This window comes from Nosocomiicoccus ampullae (genome assembly GCF_019357495.1).
Taxonomy (GTDB): domain Bacteria; phylum Bacillota; class Bacilli; order Staphylococcales; family Salinicoccaceae; genus Nosocomiicoccus; species Nosocomiicoccus ampullae.
This window is the reverse complement of the sequence record NZ_CP079110.1, coordinates 1,111,259-1,130,178: the sequence shown is the minus strand read 5'-3', so window position 1 is coordinate 1,130,178 and position 18,920 is coordinate 1,111,259. Positions and strand designations below refer to the sequence as shown.

The window sequence follows — 18,920 nt, the reverse complement described above, 5'->3', positions numbered from 1 at the left end:
CTAAAAGTCTTCTTTAAAGACTGCTTCAATAATTTCTAACGTATCTTCAATATCTTGATCAGTATGTGCTGTTGTAATAAACCATGCTTCGTATTTTGATGGAGCGATATTAATGCCGCGGCGGATTAAACCGTTAAAGAATTTACTAAATTCTTCTCCATCTGTATCTTCAGCACCAATATAATCAGTAACGTCTTTATCAGTGAAGTAGATAGAGAAGGCACCGACTTTACGGTTTACAACTGCTTTGATATTGTATTTCTCAATTAATTCTTCAATACCTTCAACTAAACGTTTACCTTTACGTTCTAATTCTTCATATACACCGTCTTTTTCTAGAACCTCTAAGCATGCGAGTCCTGCTGCCATTGATAACGGGTTACCTGCCATCGTACCTGCTTGATAAGCTGGTCCAAGCGGTGCAACAGATTCCATAATATCTTTACGTCCGCCGTAAGCACCAATTGGTGTACCACCACCAATAATTTTACCAAGCGCTGTTAAGTCTGGTTTTACACCGAGTAAATCTTGTGCACCACCATACATAAATCTAAATGCTGTAATAACTTCATCGTATATAACGAGAGCCCCGTGTTCATGAGTAATTTCGTTCACTGCTTCTAAAAAGCCGTCTTTAGGTTCAACGATACCAAAGTTACCGACAATTGGTTCAACTAATACTCCAGCAATTTCATCGCCAAAACGTTCAAATGCTTGTTTTAAACCTTCAATATCGTTATAAGGAACAGTAATCATATCTTCAGCAACTGCTTTAGGGACACCAGCAGAATCTGGTGTACCAAGTTGAGCCGGACCACTTCCTGCAGCGACTAACACTAAATCTGAGTGGCCGTGGTAACAACCTTCAAATTTAAGGATTTTATTACGATTTGTATAAGCTCTTGCAACGCGAATTGTCGTCATGACTGCTTCAGTACCTGAGTTAACGAAACGAATACGTTCTAAGTTCGGCATCGCTTCTTGAATTTTTTCAGCAAATAATACTTCTTCTTTAGTTGAAGTACCATATAAAATTCCTTTTTCACTTTGCTCAGTAATTGCTTTATGAATGTGTGGGTGTGCGTGCCCTGTGATAATTGGTCCGTATGCTGCTAAGTAATCGATATATTTGTTGCCATCGATATCGTAAAAGTAAGCACCTTGTGCTTTTTCCATAACAACCGGTGCACCACCACCAACGGCTTTATAAGATCTTGATGGAGAGTTTACACCACCTAAAATGATATTTTCTGCGCGATTTCTAAATTGTTCTGACTCTTTATGACTATACATCTTTGTCATCCTTTATTATAAATTTATTATTAATATAGTAACATATTTAAATCGACACTTTAATTATGACGCTGTAGGTTTAAATAGATTAAAAATAAGGTATAGATAAGTTAAGTAAATAATAGGAGAGATAAATAATGGCACAATTTCCAAAATTTAAATTAGAAAATCAAAATGGAGATATTGTAACTAACGAAGATTTAACTGGTCAGACGGTTATTTATTTTTATCCGAAAGATAATACACCAGGTTGTACAACTCAAGCATGTGATATTCGAGATAATATAGAAGAATTTAATGCATTAGACGTAAAAGTATACGGTGTAAGTGGTGATAGTAAAGAATCACACCAAAAATTTATAGAGAAAAAAGATTTAAACTTTGACTTATTAGTTGATGAAAATAATGAACTTGCGGCTGAAGCGGATGTTATTGGAGACAAAAATGTTTTCGGTAAAAAAGTAAGAGGTATTGTACGTACGACATTTATCGTCGATGAAAATAACGAAATTTTAAAACGTTTTGATAAAGTAAGCCCCAAAAAACACGTCGAACAAGTACTTGAATTTTTAAAAGAGGGATAATGATAATATATGGTGAAAATTGTTTCAAATGCAGAACTTAATGAAAAAGATTTAAAAGCATTAGAAGAAAAAGATGTAGAATTTACGTATGTCAGCAATGAAGAACCTTTAAGTAAAGAACTATTAAAAGATGTAGATATTTTTAATACGTATGGTAAAAATTTAGATGAGGAAGCGGTCGACTTATTAAAATCAGTAAAATGGATTAACGTAATGAGTGCAGGTGTCGACAATGTACCTAAAGAAATATATGAAGGAAAGATAATCACGAACGCAAGTGGTATTCACAAAATTCCAATGGCTGAATATACGATTGGTTTACTGCTTTCATATTATAAAAACTTACTCACTGCTTATGACCTTCAAAAAGAAGGACAGTGGGATTCAAAACTGAAAAGTGACGAATTATATAATAAGACAGGAATCATTTTAGGTACTGGAGAAATTGGTAAAGAACTTGCGCGATTATTAAAAGCATTCAATGTAAAAGTGATCGGCTTTAACACAAAAGGTCGCGATGTTGAATACTTTGACGAAACATATAAAATTGATGACGTAAATAATCATTTAAAAGAAGCGGACTTTGTTGTAAGTATTTTACCAAGTACAACAGAAACAAGAGGTTTAGTTGGTAAAGATTTCTTTGAAAATATGAACGATGAATCAGTGTTCTTAAACATCGGTCGCGGGGATTTAATTACAGATGAGACATTAAAATATGTATTAGATAATAAACTAATTAATCATTTAATATTAGACGTCTTTAATAACGAGCCTTTAGAATCAGATTCATTTGTATATCAATATGACAATATTACAGTAACGCCGCATGCAAGTGCTCGTACTGATCTCTACACTGAGCGTGCACTCGACATGTTTTTAGAAAATCTAGAGAACTATTTAAACGATAAAGAATTATTTAACACAGTTTCATATGAGAAAGGATACTAGACATTTGACAATATATAGATAGGGTTTGTACACTTATACTATATATTGTGTTATGAAAGCAGGTTAAGTTCTATGGCGATCTTAGACTATGATGAAACATTTCAGGAGTCTATTGAAAAGTTAAAAGCGACAGGTGTTAGAATAACACCTCAACGTAAAGCGGTGTTAGAGTATTTAATTCATACTGAAACACACCCAACAGCTGACGAAATATTTAAAGCATTATCACATAATCATAAAAATATGAGTGTTGCGACAGTGTATAATAATTTAAAGTTATTTAAAGATACTGGACTCGTTACTGAATTGACATATGGTGACGCGTCGAGTCGCTTTGATTTTAAAACGACTCCGCATTATCACGTAATTTGCAAGGATTGCGGAAAAATAATGGATTTCCAGTATCCAGCATTAGAAGAAGTAGAAGAACTCGCAAGTCTACTTACTGGAATGGATGTTGATGGACATAGATTAGAATTATATGGTCGATGTCATTCATGTAAATAAAAAGAGTAGAAGCAATTAATTGCTTCTACTCTTTTTTTCTGCCATTTCTTGTTTTAATTTTTCTCGGCGGTGTTTAACATTGTAGTCGATATTGAACTCTTCACCTTCAAGATCTTTATCTAACGTTAAAGGTTCTTTACAGTGCTGACAATAATCGACTGTACCGAGAATTTTTGTATGTTTACCGCAGTTTGGACACTGTACTCTAACAGCACGTGCACTAATCATTCCTACATAGAAGTAAATAACAAAACTAAGTAAAATAGGAATAATACCGAGTATTAAGAAGATGAGCATTAACCATGGAATGTTTCTAAAAAACATCCCCGCGTACATAACAATCATTCCTATAAAAATAAGTGCAAGTGCCCAACCACGAATGCGTAATATCTTATTGCCTGGTAATCGCATAATTTCACCTCAAAATTTATTATATACAAAAGATAGTTTATATTGTATTATATAGAAAGTGTTTCTTCACAGAAACTTTACAAAAATTTTATTAAAAAACTTTATAAAAATGCTTGACTATATTTTTCTAGGTGTTAATATAGAGTAGTCGGTTCGATGAGCCGAGAAAAAATCAAGTGAAAACATTCTTCAACAAAACTTTTTAAAAAATATTTTAAAAAAGTGTTGACAAAGAAAAACGCACTTGATATATTAGAGTAGTGCTTGCGAGACAGAGCAACCACGAAACAGAACATTGAAAACTGAATGACAATATGTCAACGTTAATTCCGATAAATAGGTTACTTTTAAATGAAGAAGTAACACAACTAGAGCGACTAGTATAAAACGCGATAAAAGAGCTAGAGAACTCTTAATTATGGAGAGTTTGATCCTGGCTCAGGATGAACGCTGGCGGCGTGCCTAATACATGCAAGTCGAGCGCGACTGATTACACCGTTCTTCGGAACACCGTAATCATCGAGCGGCGGACGGGTGAGTAACACGTGGGCAACCTACCCTTAAGACTGGGATAACCGCGGGAAACCGTGGCTAATACCGGATAATACTTTTATACAACGGTATAGAAGTTGAAAGGTGGATTTCTATCACTTAAGGATGGGCCTGCGGCGCATTAGCTGGTTGGTAAGGTAACGGCTTACCAAGGCGACGATGCGTAGCCGACCTGAGAGGGTGATCGGCCACACTGGAACTGAGACACGGTCCAGACTCCTACGGGAGGCAGCAGTAGGGAATCTTCCGCAATGGGCGAAAGCCTGACGGAGCAACGCCGCGTGTGCGAAGAAGGTCTTCGGATCGTAAAGCACTGTTGTTAAGGAAGAACGACAGTAAGAGTAACTGCTTACTGTGTGACGGTACTTAACCAGAAAGCCACGGCTAACTACGTGCCAGCAGCCGCGGTAATACGTAGGTGGCAAGCGTTATCCGGAATTATTGGGCGTAAAGCGCGCGTAGGCGGCGAGATTAGTCTGATGTGAAAGCCCCCGGCTCAACCGGGGAAGGTCATTGGAAACTGTTTCGCTTGAGTGCAGGAGAGGAGAGTGGAATTCCATGTGTAGCGGTGAAATGCGCAGAGATATGGAGGAACACCAGTGGCGAAGGCGGCTCTCTGGTCTGCAACTGACGCTGATGTGCGAAAGCGTGGGGATCAAACAGGATTAGATACCCTGGTAGTCCACGCCGTAAACGATGAGTGCTAAGTGTTAGGGGGTTTCCGCCCCTTAGTGCTGCAGCAAACGCATTAAGCACTCCGCCTGGGGAGTACGGCCGCAAGGCTGAAACTCAAAGGAATTGACGGGGACCCGCACAAGCGGTGGAGCATGTGGTTTAATTCGAAGCAACGCGAAGAACCTTACCAAATCTTGACATCCTCTGACCGTCATGGAGACATGATTTTCCCTTTGGGACAGAGAGACAGGTGGTGCATGGTTGTCGTCAGCTCGTGTCGTGAGATGTTGGGTTAAGTCCCGCAACGAGCGCAACCCTTAACTTTAGTTGCCATCATTAAGTTGGGCACTCTAGAGTGACTGCCGGTGACAAACCGGAGGAAGGTGGGGATGACGTCAAATCATCATGCCCCTTATGATTTGGGCGACACACGTGCTACAATGGGCAGGAACAAAGGGCAGCGAAACTGTGAAGTCAAGCGAATCCCATAAAACTGTTCTCAGTTCGGATTGGAGTCTGCAACTCGACTCCATGAAGCTGGAATCGCTAGTAATCGTGGATCAGAATGCCACGGTGAATACGTTCCCGGGTCTTGTACACACCGCCCGTCACACCACGAAAGTTGGTAACACCTGAAGCCGGTGGCCTAACCATTTGGAGGGAGCCGTCGAAGGTGGGACCGATGATTGGGGTGAAGTCGTAACAAGGTAGCCGTATCGGAAGGTGCGGCTGGATCACCTCCTTTCTAAGGATAATGGAACGGAAAGTTGACATATTGTATTCAGTTTTGAGTGATTCTTAATAATTGCTCTTGACAATGAATTCATTATTATATAATATTGAATTCGTTCAATTAAATAAGGGCCTATAGCTCAGTTGGTTAGAGCGCACGCCTGATAAGCGTGAGGTCGGTAGTTCGAATCTACCTAGGCCCACCATTTTAAAACTAACGGGGGGTTAGCTCAGCTGGGAGAGCGCCTGCCTTGCACGCAGGAGGTCAGCGGTTCGATCCCGCTACTCTCCACCATTAGTTTTTTAAATTATGTACATTGAAAACCAAATAGAAGCAAAGATTATATATAAAAATATGATTTCAAGCGTAGAAACCGAGAACGACAAGTTCAAAATACACGCGCGATAGAGTAGAAATACTCTCTCACAAATTCATTACGATTAAGTAGTGAAGGGCGCACGGTGGATGCCTTGGCACCAAGAGCCGACGAAGGACGGAACAAACACCGAAATGCTTTGGGGAGCTGTAAGTAAGCTGTGATCCGAAGATATCCGAATGGGGGAACCCGGCATTTAATAATGTCACTCATATATGAACTGATTAGTATATGAGAGGTAGACCTGGGGAACTGAAACATCTTAGTACCCAGAGGAAGAGAAAGTAAACACGATTCCCGTAGTAGCGGCGAGCGAAGTGGGAAGAGCCCAAACCAGTATAGACTGGGGTTGTAGGACTTCAACGTGTGACACGACGATTTAGTGGAATAATATGGAAAGATTAACCATAGGGGGTAACAGTCCCGTACACGACAAATTGAAGTGCACTAGAAGTATCCTGAGTACGGCGGAACACGAGGAATTCCGTCGGAATCTGGGAGGACCATCTCCTAAGGCTAAATACTCCTTGGTGACCGATAGTGAACCAGTACCGTGAGGGAAAGGTGAAAAGCACCCCGGAAGGGGAGTGAAAGAGAACCTGAAACCGTGTGCTTACAAGTAGTCAGAGCCCTAAGTGGGTGATGGCGTGCCTTTTGTATAATGAACCGGCGAGTTACGCATACATGCAAGGTTAAGCAGGGAATGTGGAGCCGTAGCGAAAGCGAGTCTGAAATGGGCGAATAGTATGTGTGTGTAGACCCGAAACCAGGTGATCTACCCATGACCAGGTTGAAGTCCAGGTAACACTGGATGGAGGACCGAACCGACTTATGTTAAAAAATGACCGGATGAGTTGTGGGTAGGGGTGAAATTCCAATCGAACCTGGAGATAGCTGGTTCTCTCCGAAATATATTTAGGTATAGCCTCATATTATCATCGTGGAGGTAGAGCACTGTTTGGATAAGGGGCCCATCCCGGGTTACCGAGTTCAGACAAACTCCGAATGCCATCGATGAGATGTATGGGAGTCAGACAGTGGGTGATAAGGTCCATTGTCGAAAGGGAAACAGCCCAGACCACCAGTTAAGGTCCCCAAATATATGTTAAGTGGAAAAGGATGTGGCGTTGCACAGACAACTAGGATGTTGGCTTAGAAGCAGCCATCATTTAAAGAGTGCGTAATAGCTCACTAGTCGAGTGACGCTGCGCCGAAAATGTACCGGGGCTAAACATATTACCGAAACTGTGGATCCGTAAGGATGGTAGGAGAGCGTTCTATATGCATTGAAGCCAAACCGAGAGGGAAAGTGGAGCGTATAGAAGTGAGAATGCCGGTGTGAGTAGCGCAAGACGGGTGAGAATCCCGTCCACCGAATGACTAAGGTTTCCAGAGGAAGGCTCGTCCGCTCTGGGTAAGTCGGGACCTAAGCCGAGGCAAATAGCGTAGGCGATGGACAACAGGTAGAAATTCCTGTACCGGTGTAACACGTATGAGTGAAGTGGTGACGCAGGAGGAGAATCGAATCGCACAAATGGACGTGCGTGCAAGTGACAAGCTGTCATACCAGGCAAATCCGGCATGAGTGTAAGGTGAGTCATGATGCGGAGGGAAATGACCCGAAGATCGATATTCACACTGCCAAGAAAACCCGCTAGCGAGTGTTAGACTGCCCGTACCGCAAACCGACACAGGTAGTTGGGAAGAGAATTCTAAGGTGAGCGAGCGAACTCTCGTTAAGGAACTCGGCAAAATGACCCCGTAACTTCGGGAGAAGGGGTGCTCATGAAAATGAGCCGCAGTGAATAGGCCCAAGCGACTGTTTATCAAAAACATAGGTCTCTGCCAAACCGAAAGGTGACGTATAGGGGCTGACGCCTGCCCGGTGCTGGAAGGTTAAGAGGCGTACTTAGCGTAAGCGAAGGTACAAATCGAAGCCCCAGTAAACGGCGGCCGTAACTATAACGGTCCTAAGGTAGCGAAATTCCTTGTCAGGTAAGTTCTGACCCGCACGAAAGGCGCAACGATTTGGGCACTGTCTCAACGAGAGGCTCGGTGAAATCATAGTTCCAGTGAAGATGCTGGATACCCGCGACAGGACGGAAAGACCCCGTGGAGCTTTACTGTAGCTTGATATTGAATCTCGAGTACACCTGTACAGGATAGGTGGGAGTCGAAGAAGCATGCACGTCAGTGTATGTGGAGACGCTGGTGGGATACCACCCTGGTGTACTTGCGGTTCTAACCCGGTACCGTGATCCGGTACGGAGACAGTGTCAGGTGGACAGTTTGACTGGGGCGGTCGCCTCCTAAAGTGTAACGGAGGCGCTCAAAGGTTCCCTCAGAATGGTTGGAAATCATTCAAAGAGTGTAAAGGTATAAGGGAGCTTGACTGTGAGACCAACAAGTCGAGCAGGGTCGAAAGACGGACTTAGTGATCCGGTGGTTCCGCATGGAAGGGCCATCGCTCAACGGATAAAAGCTACCCCGGGGATAACAGGCTTATCTCCCCCAAGAGTTCACATCGACGGGGAGGTTTGGCACCTCGATGTCGGCTCATCGCATCCTGGAGCTGTAGTCGGTTCCAAGGGTTGGGCTGTTCGCCCATTAAAGCGGTACGCGAGCTGGGTTCAGAACGTCGTGAGACAGTTCGGTCCCTATCCGTCGTGGGCGTAGGAAATTTGAGAGGCGCTGTCCTTAGTACGAGAGGACCGGGATGGACATACCACTGGTGTACCAGTTGTCGTGCCAACGGCATAGCTGGGTAGCTACGTATGGACGGGATAAATACTGAAAGCATCTAAGTATGAAGCCCCCCTCAAGATGAGATTTCCCTACAGATGCCAGAGAGACGATCTGGTTGATAGGTTTGGCGTGTAAGTATGGTGACATACTCAGCGGACAAATACTAATTCATCGATGACTTATTCAATATGATAAAGCGTGTATCTACGAATTGCTTCTATTTGGTTTTGAGTGTATTGTCTAGTGACGATAGCGGAGAGGCCACACCTGTTCCCATGCCGAACACAGTAGTTAAGCTCTCCAGCGCCGATGGTAGTTCGGTTTGCCCGTGCTAGAGTAGGACGTCGCTAGGCTTACATTTTTAAAAAAAGTTATTGCATAAATAAACTATTTATGGCATAATTAATGACATGGAGAATTAGCTCAGCTGGGAGAGCACCTGCCTTACAAGCAGGGGGTCGGTGGTTCGAGCCCGCCATTCTCCACCATTTTGCCGGCCTAGCTCAATTGGTAGAGCAACTGACTTGTAATCAGTAGGTTGGGGGTTCAAGTCCTCTGGCCGGCACCATCTAGAGCCGTTAGCTCAGTCGGTAGAGCATCTGACTTTTAATCAGAGGGTCACAGGTTCGATTCCTGTACGGCTCACTCTTAGCGGGTATGGCGGAATTGGCAGACGCACTAGACTTAGGATCTAGCGCCTTCGGGCGTGGGGGTTCGACTCCCTTTACCCGCACCATCAAAATTAAATACATGCGGAAGTAGTTCAGTGGTAGAACACCACCTTGCCAAGGTGGGGGTCGCGGGTTCGAATCCCGTCTTCCGCTCCATTAAATGGTTGCGCCGGGGTGGCGGAACAGGCAGACGCACAGGACTTAAAATCCTGCGGTAAGTGATTACCGTACCGGTTCGATTCCGGTCCTCGGCACCATTTTTAATGCGCCCATAGCTCAATTGGATAGAGCGTCTGACTACGGATCAGAAGGTTAGGGGTTCGACTCCTCTTGGGCGCGTAAATAACCACCGGGAATTAGCTCAGTTTGGTAGAGCACTTGGTTTGGGACCAAGGAGTCGTAGGTTCGAATCCTATATTCCCGATATAATGGGGGGTTAGCTCAGCTGGGAGAGCGCCTGCCTTGCACGCAGGAGGTCAGCGGTTCGATCCCGCTACTCTCCACCATTATAAAATAAAAATAAGTTTGATGAGTATACCAGGCGGTGTAGCTCAGCTGGCTAGAGCGTTCGGTTCATACCCGAAAGGTCGGGGGTTCGATCCCCTCCACCGCCACTAAAGTGGACCTTTAGCTCAGTTGGTCAGAGCAAACGGCTCATAACCGTTTGGTCGCAGGTTCGAGTCCTGCAAGGTCCATCGAATTTATTAATTTCATACTATGGAGGAATACCCAAGCCTGGCTGAAGGGATCGGTCTTGAAAACCGACAGGGGCGTAACAGCTCGCGGGGGTTCGAATCCCTCTTCCTCCGTTTTTTAATTATCGCGGGATGGAGCAGTTGGTAGCTCGTCGGGCTCATAACCCGGAGGTCAGTGGTTCAAATCCACTTCCCGCAATTTTTTTATACATATAATTTGGTCCCGTGGTGTAGCGGTTAACATGCCTGCCTGTCACGCAGGAGATCGCGGGTTCGATTCCCGTCGGGACCGCCATTTTAATATTTGGTTCTGTAGCTCAGTTGGTAGAGCATCTGACTGAAGATCAGAGTGTCGGCGGTTCGATTCCGTCCAGAACCACCATTTTGCCGGCCTAGCTCAATTGGTAGAGCAACTGACTTGTAATCAGTAGGTTGGGGGTTCAAGTCCTCTGGCCGGCATATTTTGGAAGGGTAGCGAAGTGGCTAAACGCGGCGGACTGTAAATCCGCTCCTTCGGGTTCGGCAGTTCGAATCTGCCCCCTTCCATTTGATAGGGGTATCGTATAATGGTAATATAGAGGTCTCCAAAACCTTTGATGTGGGTTCGATTCCTACTACCCCTGTATGTTGGCGATTGTGGCGAAGTGGTTAACGCACTGGATTGTGGCTCCGGCATGCGTGGGTTCAAATCCCATCAGTCGCCCCTTATTGGGCTATAGCCAAGCGGTAAGGCAACGGATTTTGGCTCCGTCATGCAAAGGTTCGAATCCTTTTAGCCCAGTTATTGGCGCCTTAGCCAAGTGGTAAGGCAGAGGACTGCAAATCCTTTACCACCGGTTCAAATCCGGTAGGCGCCTTCTTTAATAATATATGCGGAGATAGTTAAGTGTTTATAACATGCTTCTTCCTGAAGCAAGTCGTTGGTTTAAATCCAGCTCTCCGCTCCAATTTTTTGTTAAGACTAAAAAGTCTTATTTTTTTTGCTTAAATAAATAAAACAAAGCTCCCGTGGCGGAATAGGCAGACGCGTCGGACTCAAAATCCGATTCTTCGGAGTGCCGGTTCGATCCCGGCCGGGAGTATACAAACCACTAACTATAGAGTTAGTGGTTTTTTTTGTATTTAAATGTTCTCTTATACTATTCATAAAATTTAGTGTATTCGTGTAAACGAAAGGCTTTAATAGATATTCACTGTTATGGTTTACAAAGATTTTACAAAGAATATAATGTAAAAATACAGAAAAAATACACTTTAGTCTTGAATAACTTTTCACAAACATATAAAATAATATACAGTAGAGTTCAACATGTTAATTAGTCATCAGTTACTACTTAAATTATTGTTAATTAAGGAGTCGATTTTATTGAAAAAATTAGATTTTTTACCGAATCGATTAAACAAGTACTCAATCCGTAAATTTACGGTAGGAACCGCTAGTATTTTAATCGGTTCATTAGTATTTTTAGGACATGATGCAAAAGCAGCTGAAGAAGAAACAAATAATACACCAGTATCTGGTGAGGAAGCACCAGCTGAAGGCGATGCAGCACCAGTTGAAGGTGATGTAGCACCAGTTGAAGATGAAGCAGCACCAGCTGAAGAAAATGTAACACCAGTTGAAGACGAAGCAGCACCAGCAGAAGAGGATGTAGCACCAGTTGAAGAGGATGCAGCACCAGTTGAAGAGGATGCAGCACCAGTTGAAGAGGATGTAGCACCAGTTGAAGAGGATGCAGCACCAGTTGAAGAGGATGCAGCACCAGCAGAAGAGGATGCAGCACCAGCAGAAGAGGATGCAGCACCAGTTGAAGAGGATGCAGCACCAGTTGAAGAGGATGCAGCAGAAGAAGATGCAGCAGCAACTGAAGACGAAGCAGCAACTGAAGACGAAGCAGCAACTGAAGACGAAGCAGCAACTGAAGAAACAAAAGTTGCTACAAGAGCAGCTACTGATGGAGAAGTTAACACTGATGATGTTAACAAAGATCTACAAAATAAAATAGAAGAAAAAGCAGTTTATTCACCAGGGACATGGGGTCAAAAAGAAGGCTATCAAGGAACTATTTCACTACAAAAAAATGGTACTCAATATCAACCTAAAAGTGGAGATTCTCCAGTAGCGAATGCTAAAGTTTATTTACAATGGACAAATAAAGATGGAGTAGTTTCACCAGTATATTACACAACATCAGGAGCGGATGGTCGTTTCGTTATTGACTTGTCTAAACCATTTGAAGATGGTGCTGGAAACAGTCATAAGTTTAAAATAGCAGGAGATAGTTCTGTTGCAATTAGAACTTGGGTTACTTTAGAAGATGAAGAACGATATGAGGTCGTTAAAGGTGGAGATGGTAAACAGAATTTCCATAAAAGATTGCAGAGAACAAATGAATCTTGGGACTTTACTGCTGGAATAAATCGTATAGTAGGTAGTGAAGTATTAGTTCAAGAAAAGAAAAACTTAAATGATTGGCTTCATAAACCTGAAGATGAATGGACAACCTCTGGGACTTCTGATGGTATATGGGCTGACAATGGAGCATACGGTAAAGTTGAAGGTAAAGTTTGGTACGAATTACACGAACTTTCTGGATCAGATGCTAGATGGCTAAAGAAAGATAAACAAGATGTTAATGCAACTGGCGTTAAAGTGGCTGCTTCATATGTAAATGATGAAGTAACTCGTATATTCGATGCATGGAAAAAAGATAATCCTGATGCAACACTTGATGATTTTAGAGATGCTCAAGCAAAAATTGTAGCTGATTATCAAGCAGAACATGGAGTTGGTTCTCATATAGCAGAAACAGTAGTAGGGACTGTTGATAAAGATGGTAATTATTACATTCCATTTAAAGGTCTTTATGGTGCGAATGCTTACGAAAAAGGAAATAATCGAGTTACTGAAGAAGAATACGGTCAACTAGTTAAAGACGCAGATATATCTCATAATGATTTAGTTCTATGGAATGGTAATACGAGCCTAGCTCATAATAAAAAACGTCATATAAACTCTGATTACATGTACGTTACACCACTAGTTGATAATACAGTAGTGTATGCTAATAATTCTCGCTATAATATGTTTGATAATATTGCACAAGGCTCAGTACAAGAGGATTCTAAAATGTTAGCCTCTTATAATGGTCAGAGACAGAACTTTACTTTATTAGTAACTAACCCAATGCACGATATTTCAATCGAAGATTCTAATGAAGAAGTTGCAAAACCAGGGGATGTTTTAGTTTCTGAAACTGGTGGATTATTCCCAAATCGTGAATATCAAATCCAATGGTTTAAAGACGGAGTTCCTGTTGGAGATCCTGTAACTGTAACGTCGGACAATGAGGGTAGAGTTGGTTCTGTACCGCTAACTGTTCCTGAAGATTTAGATAAAGAAACAATTTATACTTCAGGTGTTTTCCTTCAAAATGAGGATACTTCATCTACAACAGAAGCGTTAGCATTAGATTCAATTGTAGCTGTTCCGTTTACAGATGCAGATAAATACGAGCCATCATACGAAGGTCAATTAGTAGTACCGGGTGAACCAGCAGAATCTACTCCAACGATCACAGATAAAGATGGTAACGAAGTAAACGCACCAGAAGGTACTAAGTTTAAGATTGATGACAACTTCACTGCACCAGAAGGTTATACAGTAGAAATTGATGAAACTACAGGTGTAGTTACGGTAACAGCACCAGAGGAATTAAATGCTGATACTGAAGAAGAATTTGATGTTCCAGTTGTAGTGACTTATCCAGATGAGTCAACTGATGAAACAACAGCGAACTTCAAATTAGACACAGATGGTGATGGCACTCCAGATACAGAAGATGAAGATGATGATGGAGACGGCGTACCAGATGAGAAAGAAAAAGAAGACGGTACAAATCCTAAATCACCAGAAGACAGTAATCTTTATGAACCAGAAGTTGAAGATGTGAATAAAGATTTCGGTCAACCAACAACTGAAGATGATATTAAAGATGCGATTACAGTTCCGGACTATCCAGAAGACAAAGACGCACCAGAGATTACAGTAGATAATCCTGAAGATTTACCAGACGGAACAAAAGAAGGTACATTTGATGTTCCTGCAACAGTAACTTATCCAGATGGAACAACTGATGAAGTTAAAGTAAAAGTTACAGTAGGTAATCCACAATCTGAGGAATACACACCAGAGTACGAAGATCAATTAGTAGTACCAGGTAAACCAGCGGAATCTACACCAACAATCACAGATAAAGATGGTAAGGAAGTAGACGCACCAGAAGGTACTAAGTTTACAATTGATGAAAACTTCACTGCACCAGAAGGTTACACAGTAACTGTTGATGAAACAACAGGTGTAGTAACGGTAGAGGCACCAGAAGAATTAGATGGAGATACTGAAGAAGAATTTGATGTACCAGTTGTAGTGACTTATCCAGATGAGTCAACTGATGAAGCGAAAGCGAACTTCAAATTAGACACAGATGGTGATGGCACTCCAGATATCGAAGATGAAGATGATGATGGAGACGGCGTATCAGATGAGAAAGAAAAAGAAGATGGTACAAACCCTAAATCACCAGAAGACAGTAATCTTTATGAACCAGAGTATGAAGACGGTAGTGGTCAACCAGGTGAAGATGTCACTGTCGATAAACCAATCTTTAAAGATAAAGATGGTAACGAAGTTGAAGTACCAGACGGTACGACATTCGAACCAGGTGAAGACGCACCAGAAGGTGTTGAAGTTGGAGAAGATGGTTCAGTAACAGTACCAGTACCTGAAGATGCGAACCCAGGTGACAAGATTACTGTTCCAGTTGAAGTGACTTATCCAGATGGATCTAAGGATAATGTAGACGTAACAGTAACTGTTGAAAAACCTGATGCTAAGACAGCTGACGAACTAGAGCCTGAGTACAAAGAAGGTAACGGTAACCCAGGTGAAGATGTCACTGTCGATAAACCAATCTTTAAAGATAAAGATGGTAACGAAGTTGAAGTACCAGACGGTACGACATTCACACCAGGTGAAGGTGCACCAGACGGCGCAACTGTAAATGAAGATGGTTCAGTAACAGTTAAAGTTCCTGAAGACGCAAAACCAGGTGACAAGATTACTGTTCCAGTTGAAGTGACTTATCCAGATGGATCTAAGGATAATGTAGACGTAACAGTAACTGTTGAAAAACCAGATGCTAAGACAGCTGACGAACTAGAGCCTGAGTACAAAGAAGGTAACGGTAACCCAGGTGAAGATGTAACTGTACCAGCACCAGAGTTCAAAGATAATGATGGTAACACAGTTGAAGTACCAGATGGTACGACATTCGAACCAGGTGAAGGCGCACCAGACGGCGCAACTGTAAATGAAGATGGTTCAGTAACAGTTAAAGTTCCTGAAGACGCAAAACCAGGAGACAAGATTGTTGTTCCAGTTGATGTGACTTATCCAGATGGTTCTAAGGATAAAGTAGACGTAACAGTAACTGTAGAAAATCCTGATGCTAAGACAGCTGACGAACTAGAGCCTGAGTACAAAGAAGGTAACGGTAACCCAGGTGAAGATGTCACTGTCGATAAACCAATCTTTAAAGATAAAGATGGTAACGAAGTTGAAGTACCAGACGGTACGACATTCACACCAGGTGAAGGTGCACCAGAAGGAGCAACTGTAAATGAAGATGGTTCAGTAACAGTTAAAGTTCCTGAAGACGCAAAACCAGGTGACAAGATTACTGTTCCAGTTGAAGTGACTTATCCAGATGGATCTAAGGATAATGTAGACGTAACAGTAACTGTTGAAAAACCTGATGCTAAGACAGCTGACGAACTAGAGCCTGAGTACAAAGAAGGTAACGGTAACCCAGGTGAAGATGTCACTGTCGATAAACCAATCTTTAAAGATAAAGATGGTAACGAAGTTGAAGTACCAGACGGTACGACATTCACACCAGGTGAAGGTGCACCAGACGGCGCAACTGTAAATGAAGATGGTTCAGTAACAGTTAAAGTTCCTGAAGACGCAAAACCAGGTGACAAGATTACTGTTCCAGTTGAAGTGACTTATCCAGATGGATCTAAGGATAATGTAGACGTAACAGTAACTGTTGAAAAACCAGATGCTAAGACAGCTGACGAACTAGAGCCTGAGTACAAAGAAGGTAACGGTAACCCAGGTGAAGATGTAACTGTACCAGCACCAGAGTTCAAAGATAATGATGGTAACACAGTTGAAGTACCAGATGGTACGACATTCGAACCAGGTGAAGGCGCACCAGACGGCGCAACTGTAAATGAAGATGGTTCAGTAACAGTTAAAGTTCCTGAAGACGCAAAACCAGGAGACAAGATTGTTGTTCCAGTTGATGTGACTTATCCAGATGGTTCTAAAGATACAGTTGAAGTTACAGTAACTGTAGAAAAACCAGATGTTGTTGTTGACAAACCAACAATCAATCAGCCAAATGCTGGTGATAAACAAGTGACTGGTGAAGGTACACCAGGAAATACGGTTATTGTTGAATTCCCAGATGGATCTACAGGACAAGCAATTGTTGACAATGATGGTAACTGGACGGTTAATGTACCTAAGGGTGTAGAACTTAAACCAGGCGACATTATTACAGCAGTTCAAGTAGATAAAGATGGTAATATTTCTGAACCAGTACAAATTGTTGTAGGCGCAGGTTTAGATAATGAAACTGATGGAAATGCTTCAGCTCCAGAATCAGGTAAAGAAGTTTCTAGAACTGAGTCAGGTGTTGCAAAAGCAGCAGAAATTGATGCAGCTACAACTACTAACTCAGAAAAAGTATTACCAAACACTGGTGAAGCTCAAGATAATAAAGGTCTAGTTGCAGGTACTGCAGCATTATTCGCAGGAATGGGTGCATTAGTACTTGGAAGAAGACGTAAAGAAAACGAAGAAAAATAATTGAATAAGTAATTATTGATCGAAGTTTACACCACACAGCAATGTGTGGTGTTTTTTTTGTATTAAAAAAGTCCTACATATGTAGGACTTATAGTAATGATTGAATCATTTCTTCAGTTGTGCGTCTTGATAAGTAGCTTGGTGGAACGTCGAATAATGATTTTGCACCGAAGTTTTTATCTTTTAAAAATCTATATGCCGCACGTGCAGAGGCAACTGCGACAGATGCTGTAAATTCTGGGTTACTGTCTAAGTTTAATTCTATTTTGTAGGTTGCTTGATTGTTGTTCGTAAATCCACGTCTTAATACATATCCACCATGATTTAAGTTTTGATGATTTTCTTTAAATTCATCTTCAGAGATGAAGTAGACGTTTGTTTCATAGCCTTTAAAGTAGTCTGGCATGTTAATAATCTCTTCTTTTATATCTTCGTCAGTTCTTGTGTTGTCACTCACGATATATACGTCACGAATATGTGCTGCTTCTTTTGTATAATTCACTTCTTTACCGTCTTCGATTTCTTTGACGAGGTGATCATTTGGAAGTGTATACTGTGCACCGTATTTAACACCGTTGACTTGTCTTACTGCATCGCTATGCCCTTGGGATAGACCAGGACCATAAAATGTATATGATTCACCATTTGGTAAAAATGATTCGCTATATAGTTTTTGTACAGAGAACACACCAGGGTCCCAACCTGTCCCAATAATTGAGACGTTTTCATTTTCCTTTGTGATACTATCTAAAATTTTATAGTGATTGAGTAAATCTTTATGGTTATCATAGCAATCGACTGTAGAGAAGTGAGTACTGTAAAATTCTCTTGTTTCTGGGATGTCATTTTTAGATCCACCACATAATATAAGCACATCGATATCTTCTTTAAAGTCTAATATATCGTCAACATGATATGCTTTCGTATTTAAAGACTTTGGATCACGACGCGTAAACACTCCGACTAAATTAAAATCGTCATTATAAGAAAGACTCGTCTCTACACCTTGACCTAAATTCCCGTATCCAACGATACCAACATTAATTTTACTCATTATAATTCACCTCTAAAATGTCATTTACATCATATAATCCTTGAGTTTTTGTCACGATAAATTCTGCAGCTTTTAAACTACCCTCAGCAAATATTCGTTTAGAATATGCGGTATGTGTTAGTTCTAGTACTTCATCTTCACCGAAGAAGGTAACGGTATGTGTTCCGACAACTGTACCACCTCTTAGGGCGTGGATACCGACTTCATTACTTTCTCTTTTTGCCATACCCTCTCTACCGTAGTTTGCTGATAAAGTATTATCTCTACCATTATTTACCGCATCAAATAACATGTGAGCTGTACCACTTGGTGCATCTTTCTTTTTATTATGGTGCGTTTCGGTAATTTCAATATCAAAATTTTGTAACGTTCGTGACACTGTTTCAGCAAGTTTTTCTAATATGTTAATACCGAGACTATAGTTACCAGCATAAACGATAGGAGTTTCTTTTGATGCTTTATTGATCTCTTCCATACTGTCAATTCCAGTCGTTGCAATAACGACTGGAATCTTTTTAGTTGTTGCGAAATCGAGTAGAGGAGAGAGTAAATCAGGCGATGAAAAATCAATAATTACATCAATGTTTTCCGTCACATCGTTAAAATCATCGTATATATGATCTTCATTACTATGACCAATACCAGCAGCAACTGTATGATTTGAATCCTCAATTGTTTTAACTAATACTTGTCCCATTTGACCGGTAATTCCAACAATTAGTATATTCATAGA

8 protein-coding genes, 25 tRNA genes and 3 rRNA genes are annotated in these 18,920 nt (G+C 41.6%); 32 read left to right on the top strand and 4 right to left on the bottom strand.

The genetic code is table 11. The annotated features are described in order from the left end of the window. On the bottom strand, window positions 1-1,293 hold the full coding sequence (locus tag KPF49_RS05900; protein ID WP_183674990.1) for a glutamate-1-semialdehyde 2,1-aminomutase: 1,293 nt from the start codon (window positions 1,291-1,293) through the stop codon (window positions 1-3). A gap of 137 nt (window positions 1,294-1,430) precedes the next feature. Here KPF49_RS05900 and bcp point away from each other — a divergent pair, with 137 nt between their 5' ends. The 3 genes from bcp (at window position 1,431) to KPF49_RS05885 (ending at window position 3,335) form a co-directional block, all read left to right on the top strand. Then, complete coding sequence (gene bcp, locus KPF49_RS05895) at window positions 1,431-1,877, top strand: thioredoxin-dependent thiol peroxidase (protein WP_183674987.1); 447 nt, start codon at window positions 1,431-1,433, stop codon at window positions 1,875-1,877. A gap of 9 nt (window positions 1,878-1,886) precedes the next feature. After that, window positions 1,887-2,828, top strand: coding sequence for an NAD(P)-dependent oxidoreductase (locus tag KPF49_RS05890; protein WP_183674984.1), 942 nt, complete (start codon window positions 1,887-1,889; stop codon window positions 2,826-2,828). A gap of 72 nt (window positions 2,829-2,900) precedes the next feature. Further along, window positions 2,901-3,335 carry a Fur family transcriptional regulator gene (locus KPF49_RS05885; RefSeq protein WP_183674982.1) on the top strand — a complete coding sequence of 145 codons (435 nt, stop codon included), beginning with the start codon at window positions 2,901-2,903 and terminating at the stop codon, window positions 3,333-3,335. A 15-nt stretch (window positions 3,336-3,350) separates the two neighbouring features. On the opposite strand, the gene KPF49_RS05880 is transcribed toward KPF49_RS05885, so the two are convergent. Next, complete coding sequence (locus KPF49_RS05880; RefSeq protein ID WP_183674979.1) at window positions 3,351-3,746, bottom strand: DUF2614 family zinc ribbon-containing protein; 396 nt, start codon at window positions 3,744-3,746, stop codon at window positions 3,351-3,353. A 415-nt stretch (window positions 3,747-4,161) separates the two neighbouring features. Between KPF49_RS05880 and KPF49_RS05875 the strand changes: the two genes are divergently transcribed. The 29 genes from KPF49_RS05875 to KPF49_RS05735 all read left to right on the top strand — a co-directional run bounded on the left by KPF49_RS05875 (window position 4,162) and on the right by KPF49_RS05735 (window position 17,133). Continuing rightward, window positions 4,162-5,718: ribosomal RNA gene (locus tag KPF49_RS05875) — 16S ribosomal RNA — on the top strand. 116 nt (window positions 5,719-5,834) lie between these two features. Continuing rightward, a tRNA-Ile gene (locus KPF49_RS05870) sits at window positions 5,835-5,911 on the top strand. Window positions 5,912-5,924: 13 nt separating this feature from the next. Beyond that, window positions 5,925-6,000, top strand: a tRNA-Ala gene (locus KPF49_RS05865). A 144-nt stretch (window positions 6,001-6,144) separates the two neighbouring features. Next, window positions 6,145-9,014: ribosomal RNA gene (locus KPF49_RS05860) — 23S ribosomal RNA — on the top strand. Between the two features lie 52 nt (window positions 9,015-9,066). Continuing rightward, window positions 9,067-9,180 (top strand): 5S ribosomal RNA (gene rrf, locus KPF49_RS05855). The 16S, 23S and 5S rRNA genes sit together here with 25 tRNA genes alongside, the layout of an rRNA operon. A 59-nt stretch (window positions 9,181-9,239) precedes the next feature. Continuing rightward, window positions 9,240-9,315: transfer RNA gene (locus KPF49_RS05850), tRNA-Val, on the top strand. 4 nt (window positions 9,316-9,319) lie between these two features. Next, window positions 9,320-9,395: transfer RNA gene (locus KPF49_RS05845), tRNA-Thr, on the top strand. 4 nt (window positions 9,396-9,399) lie between these two features. Continuing rightward, window positions 9,400-9,472 (top strand) — tRNA-Lys (locus tag KPF49_RS05840). Window positions 9,473-9,478: 6 nt separating this feature from the next. After that, window positions 9,479-9,563, top strand: a tRNA-Leu gene (locus KPF49_RS05835). Between the two features lie 16 nt (window positions 9,564-9,579). Next, a tRNA-Gly gene (locus KPF49_RS05830) sits at window positions 9,580-9,654 on the top strand. Window positions 9,655-9,666: 12 nt separating this feature from the next. After that, window positions 9,667-9,755: transfer RNA gene (locus tag KPF49_RS05825), tRNA-Leu, on the top strand. A gap of 8 nt (window positions 9,756-9,763) precedes the next feature. Further along, window positions 9,764-9,837: transfer RNA gene (locus KPF49_RS05820), tRNA-Arg, on the top strand. An 11-nt stretch (window positions 9,838-9,848) separates the two neighbouring features. Then, a tRNA-Pro gene (locus tag KPF49_RS05815) sits at window positions 9,849-9,922 on the top strand. Between the two features lie 6 nt (window positions 9,923-9,928). Next, window positions 9,929-10,004 (top strand) — tRNA-Ala (locus KPF49_RS05810). 34 nt (window positions 10,005-10,038) lie between these two features. Beyond that, window positions 10,039-10,112, top strand: a tRNA-Met gene (locus KPF49_RS05805). Between the two features lie 7 nt (window positions 10,113-10,119). Continuing rightward, window positions 10,120-10,193, top strand: a tRNA-Ile gene (locus KPF49_RS05800). A gap of 24 nt (window positions 10,194-10,217) precedes the next feature. Then, window positions 10,218-10,307 (top strand) — tRNA-Ser (locus tag KPF49_RS05795). A 12-nt stretch (window positions 10,308-10,319) separates the two neighbouring features. Beyond that, window positions 10,320-10,392 (top strand) — tRNA-Met (locus KPF49_RS05790). 20 nt (window positions 10,393-10,412) lie between these two features. Beyond that, a tRNA-Asp gene (locus KPF49_RS05785) sits at window positions 10,413-10,488 on the top strand. An 11-nt stretch (window positions 10,489-10,499) separates the two neighbouring features. After that, a tRNA-Phe gene (locus KPF49_RS05780) sits at window positions 10,500-10,575 on the top strand. Between the two features lie 4 nt (window positions 10,576-10,579). Continuing rightward, window positions 10,580-10,652 (top strand) — tRNA-Thr (locus KPF49_RS05775). Between the two features lie 6 nt (window positions 10,653-10,658). Continuing rightward, window positions 10,659-10,739: transfer RNA gene (locus KPF49_RS05770), tRNA-Tyr, on the top strand. A 6-nt stretch (window positions 10,740-10,745) separates the two neighbouring features. Then, window positions 10,746-10,816 (top strand) — tRNA-Trp (locus tag KPF49_RS05765). Window positions 10,817-10,823: 7 nt separating this feature from the next. Beyond that, window positions 10,824-10,896 (top strand) — tRNA-His (locus KPF49_RS05760). Between the two features lie 6 nt (window positions 10,897-10,902). After that, window positions 10,903-10,974: transfer RNA gene (locus tag KPF49_RS05755), tRNA-Gln, on the top strand. A gap of 5 nt (window positions 10,975-10,979) precedes the next feature. Then, window positions 10,980-11,050: transfer RNA gene (locus tag KPF49_RS05750), tRNA-Cys, on the top strand. Between the two features lie 15 nt (window positions 11,051-11,065). Beyond that, a tRNA-OTHER gene (locus KPF49_RS05745) sits at window positions 11,066-11,140 on the top strand. A 55-nt stretch (window positions 11,141-11,195) separates the two neighbouring features. Continuing rightward, a tRNA-Leu gene (locus KPF49_RS05740) sits at window positions 11,196-11,275 on the top strand. Window positions 11,276-11,559: 284 nt separating this feature from the next. Next, on the top strand, window positions 11,560-17,133 hold the full coding sequence (locus tag KPF49_RS05735) for a YPDG domain-containing protein (RefSeq protein WP_219490085.1): 5,574 nt from the start codon (window positions 11,560-11,562) through the stop codon (window positions 17,131-17,133). Between the two features lie 88 nt (window positions 17,134-17,221). On the opposite strand, the gene KPF49_RS05730 is transcribed toward KPF49_RS05735, so the two are convergent. Both KPF49_RS05730 and dapB read right to left on the bottom strand, forming a co-directional pair. Further along, window positions 17,222-18,187 (bottom strand): diaminopimelate dehydrogenase, encoded by a 966-nt coding sequence (locus tag KPF49_RS05730; RefSeq protein WP_221265280.1) that lies wholly within the window; start codon window positions 18,185-18,187, stop codon window positions 17,222-17,224. Beyond that, complete coding sequence (gene dapB / locus KPF49_RS05725) at window positions 18,180-18,917, bottom strand: 4-hydroxy-tetrahydrodipicolinate reductase (RefSeq protein ID WP_183675486.1); 738 nt, start codon at window positions 18,915-18,917, stop codon at window positions 18,180-18,182. The genes KPF49_RS05730 and dapB overlap by 8 nt, the downstream gene beginning before the upstream one ends. Window positions 18,918-18,920: the final 3 nt, after the last annotated feature.

What these genes read in the sequence shown, in the direction of transcription:
- KPF49_RS05900 (WP_183674990.1), bottom strand. Translation starts at nt 1,293, where the DNA reads ATGTATAGTCATAAAGAGTCAGAACAATTTAGAAATCGCGCAGAAAAT.
- bcp (WP_183674987.1), top strand. Translation starts at nt 1,431, where the DNA reads ATGGCACAATTTCCAAAATTTAAATTAGAAAATCAAAATGGAGATATT.
- KPF49_RS05890 (WP_183674984.1), top strand. Translation starts at nt 1,887, where the DNA reads ATGGTGAAAATTGTTTCAAATGCAGAACTTAATGAAAAAGATTTAAAA.
- KPF49_RS05885 (WP_183674982.1), top strand. Translation starts at nt 2,901, where the DNA reads ATGGCGATCTTAGACTATGATGAAACATTTCAGGAGTCTATTGAAAAG.
- KPF49_RS05880 (WP_183674979.1), bottom strand. Translation starts at nt 3,746, where the DNA reads ATGCGATTACCAGGCAATAAGATATTACGCATTCGTGGTTGGGCACTT.
- KPF49_RS05730 (WP_221265280.1), bottom strand. Translation starts at nt 18,187, where the DNA reads ATGAGTAAAATTAATGTTGGTATCGTTGGATACGGGAATTTAGGTCAA.
- dapB (WP_183675486.1), bottom strand. Translation starts at nt 18,917, where the DNA reads ATGAATATACTAATTGTTGGAATTACCGGTCAAATGGGACAAGTATTA.